The organism is Candidatus Streptomyces philanthi (assembly GCF_059553635.1).
In genome coordinates this window covers 1-3,672 of the sequence record NZ_JCANQV010000433.1, presented here as the reverse complement: position 1 = coordinate 3,672, position 3,672 = coordinate 1, and the positions used below count along the sequence as shown (strand labels likewise).

Annotated in this window: 4 protein-coding genes; 2 read left to right on the top strand and 2 right to left on the bottom strand. The window is 72.8% G+C overall.

Annotated features, from left to right (window positions below):
- A partial coding sequence (locus AC51EU_RS28490) for a LacI family DNA-binding transcriptional regulator (RefSeq protein WP_496269967.1) occupies window positions 1-423 on the bottom strand: 423 nt, incomplete at its 3' end.
- A gap of 495 nt (window positions 424-918) precedes the next feature.
- Here AC51EU_RS28490 and uriH point away from each other — a divergent pair.
- Entirely contained in the window at window positions 919-1,869 is a 951-nt protein-coding gene (uriH, locus tag AC51EU_RS28485; RefSeq protein WP_496269966.1) for a uridine-preferring nucleoside hydrolase UriH, read from the top strand.
- The gene (gene uriT, locus AC51EU_RS28480; RefSeq protein WP_496269965.1) at window positions 1,866-3,305 is read left to right on the top strand and encodes a uridine transporter UriT; all 1,440 of its coding nucleotides are present in this window, start codon (window positions 1,866-1,868) and stop codon (window positions 3,303-3,305) included. Before uriH ends, uriT begins: the two co-directional genes overlap by 4 nt.
- A 94-nt stretch (window positions 3,306-3,399) precedes the next feature.
- Here the strand turns inward: uriT and AC51EU_RS28475 are convergent.
- On the bottom strand, window positions 3,400-3,672 hold a 273-nt coding region (locus AC51EU_RS28475), incomplete at its 5' end, for a DUF4118 domain-containing protein (RefSeq protein ID WP_496269964.1).

Genomic DNA, 3,672 nt, shown 5'->3' with positions numbered 1-3,672 from the left:
CCGGGCGGCCGCGGCCGCCACCGCCTCCCGGCTGCGCCGCTCGTCGGCCGGTATCACGAGGAGGGCGTCGACCTGACGGTCCAGCAGCGCGCCGATGCGGGCGCCCTCGGTGACCGGGTCGTCGTCGCAGTCGGCGAGGAGCACCGCCCGGCCCTCGGCGTGCAGGGCGTGTTCCATCGCGCGGACGAGCGCGGGGAAGAACGGGTTGGTGATCTGCGGCAGGACCAGGCCGACGGTGCCGGTGGAGCGGCTGCGCAGCGCGCGGGCGACCTGGTTGGGCCGGTACCCCAGGCGGGCCGCGGCCTCCCGTACGGCACGGGCGGTCTCCTCGCCCACCGGCCGGGTGCCGCCCAGCACACGGGAGACCGTGGCGATCGAGCAACCCGATGCGCGGGCGACATCCCGCAGCGTGACGTCGGCCACCGTCCCCGGCCCCCTTCCGTCGGTCCGGCTGAGTCCGCAGGGAGCATACGCCCCCAAGGCGGTGGGCAAACGATATCCCCCGGGCGCACGGCACATATCGCCTCGCACGGGCAACTTCCCAGGTGTTCGCCCCGGAAATGTTCAGAAGTAGGGAATTTGGTCCATTGACAGCGAACCGTTCCATGGGACAGGTTTCAGGAGAACGTTTTCCCGCCAGTTCCGAGGGAGGTGTGCCGTGTTATCCGCACCGTCCGGCAGCGGCACCGGTCCCGCCGGTATCGCGGCCGCCCCGTAGCGCCGCCGCCGGTGAGGGGCCGCGCACGCCGCCCGCCGGATTCCGCGCTTCTCCCACGGGTGCTCCGGGCCCGCGACGGCCCGCCCGCCGTAGCCGGCCGGCACCCGGAAACCGTTCTCCCGCCGCCCCCGCCCCGTGCGGAACGGCGGGACGTCCGCACCCACAGATCGACCGATCAACCAGAGCAAAGGGGCTCTTCCGTGGCCAGAAAGATCATCCTCGACTGCGACCCGGGGCACGACGACGCAATCGCCATGCTCCTGGCCCACGGCAATCCCGACATCGAGCTGGTCGCCGTCACCACCGTCGTCGGCAACCAGACCCTGGAGAAGGTGACCCGCAACGCGCTGTCCGTGGCGGCCATCGCCGGGATCACCGGCGTCCCGTTCGCGGCGGGCAGCCCGCGGCCGCTGGTCCGCTCCATCGAGAACGCCCCCGACATCCACGGCGAGACCGGGCTGGACGGCCCGGAGCTGCCCGCCCCGGCGTTCGAGCTCGACCGCCGCCACGCCGTCGACCTGATCATCGACACGGTGATGTCCCACGAGCCCGGCGAGATCACGATCGTGCCGACCGCCGGTCTCACCAACATCGCCCTGGCCGTCCGCAAGGAGCCCCGGATAGCCGAGCGGGTCCGCGAGGTCGTCCTGATGGGCGGCGGCTACCACGAGGGCAACTGGAGCGCGGTCGCCGAGTTCAACATCATCATCGACCCCGAGGCCGCGCACATCGTCTTCAACGAGGGCTGGCCGGTCACCATGGTCGGCCTCGACCTGACGCACCAGGCGCTGGCCACCCCCGAGGTCGAGGCGAAGATCGCCGCCGTCGGCACCAAGCCCGCCCGGTTCGTCCTCGAACTGCTCGACTTCTTCCGCGAGGCGTACCGCGAGAACCAGGGCTTCGAGCACCCGCCCGTCCACGACCCCTGCGCGGTGGCGTACGTCATCGACCCGAGCGTGATGACCGTCCGCAAGGCCCCGGTCGACATCGAGCTGCGCGGCGCCCTGACCGTCGGCATGACGGTGACGGACTTCCGCGCGCCCGCCCCCGACGACTGCCCCACGCAGGTCGCCGTCAAGCTCGACCACGAGCGGTTCTGGAACCTCGTGGTGGACGCCCTGGAGCGGATCGGCGACGGCGGCGCGGCATGAACCTCCCCACCACGGAGCGTCCCCCCACGGCGCCGGGCGGCTCGTCCGGCATCCGGGTGGGCGTCCTCCTCACGGCCCTGCTCGCGGCCTGTTTCGCCTTCCAGCTGAACGCGAGCATGCTCAGTCCCGCGCTGAAGAACATCGAGGACACCCTCGGCGTCAGCTCCGCCGAGGTCGGTCTGACCCAGACCGCGTTCTTCACCTCGGCGGCGCTGTTCTCGCTGTTCGTGCCGCGGCTCGCCGATTTCGCCGGACGCCGCAAGGTGCTCGCGGGCATGCTCGCCCTGATGGTCGTCGGCTGTGTGATCGCGGCGCTGGCGACCAGCGTGCCGGTGCTGTTCATCGGCCGCGTCGTGCAGGGCGTGAGCGGTCCCGTCGTCCCCCTCTGCCTGATCATGCTGCGGGTCGAGGTCCAGGAGCCGAAGCGGTACGGGACGCTGCTCGGCGTGATCACCGCCGTCAACGGCGGCATCGCCGGCCTGGACTCCCTCGCCGGCGGCTACCTCGCCGACCACCACGGCTTCGCCTCCGTGTTCTGGGCGATGGCCGTCGTCGCGGCGGTCGCCACCGCGCTGGTCCTGCTCCTCGCGCCCGAGTCGAAGGCTCCCTCCGAGGGCCGGATGGACTGGGCGGGGGTCGCCCTGCTGGTCGTCCCGGTCGGCGCGCTGCTGACCGCGTTCAACGAGGCCGGCAAGCTCGCCGACGCCAACTGGCCGCTGATCGCGGTCCTGGTCGTGGTGGCCGCTGCGGTGTTCGCGCTGTTCTGGCGTACGGAGAACCGCAGCGCGCACCCGCTGGTCGCCACCCGGCACCTCAAGCAGCGCTCCACCTGGGCGACGCTGCTGACCACCGTGCTGACCATGACCGGTGTCTTCGCCGTGATGAACGGGCTGATCCCCGCGTTCGCCCAGGACGCGGAGGCCGGTCTCGGGATGACGGCGGAGCAGTCCGCGTGGTGGACGCTGACGCCGTACGCCCTCGCGGGCCTGGCGATGGGCCCGCTCGCCGGCCGGCTCGCCGCCACCTTCGGCTACGGGCGGATGCTGCGGCTGGGGCTCATCGGCTCGGCGACGACCGTCGTGCTGATGCTGTTCACGATCCACGGGCACTCGCGGGTGCTGCTGCTGGTGATGTCGCTGATGGTGGGCGTCGCCTACGCGGGCATCGCGAACATCGTGCTCAACGGCCTCGGCATCGTGCTCTCCCCCGCCGAGAACCCGGGCTTCCTGCCCGGACTGAACGCCGGCGCGTTCCACCTCGGCGCGGGACTGAGCTTCGCGGTGCTCTACGCGGTCAAGACGGCGGTGACCCCGGCCGATCCCACCTCGGTCGGCGGGTACACCGGCGGCATGATCACCGGTGTGATCATCCTGGCCGCGGCGCTGGCGGCGTCGTTCCTGATCCCGAAGCCGACGGCGGCGGAGGCCACGGACTGACCCGGGCCCCGCACCTGCCCACCACGACCGCCCGCCGACCGGTTCCCCACCGGACGGCGGGCGGTCGCCCGTCCGGGGCGCTCCCCGTCCCGTCTCACCGTGCCGGGCGGAGGCGGGCGCCCACGGTCCGGGCAGCGGCGGCCGCCGCGCCGGCCGCCAGGCCCGTGGCGGCGAGGACGAGCAGGGCGGTGCGGTCGGGCGGCCGCCAGGCCAGCTCGGCGGCGGTGTGCAGGACGAACCCGTCGAGGAACGTCCAGCACACCAGAGCGGCGACCGGGACGTGCCGGGGCCATGCCACGACGGCGGCGACGGCCGTGAGCAGGGCGAAGGCACCGAACGCCACGGCGGAATGGCCGCCCGCCCCGGT

Excerpts from the sequence above, each read along its gene's own strand:
- uriT (WP_496269965.1), top strand. The coding sequence starts at position 1,866 with ATGAACCTCCCCACCACGGAGCGTCCCCCCACGGCGCCGGGCGGCTCG.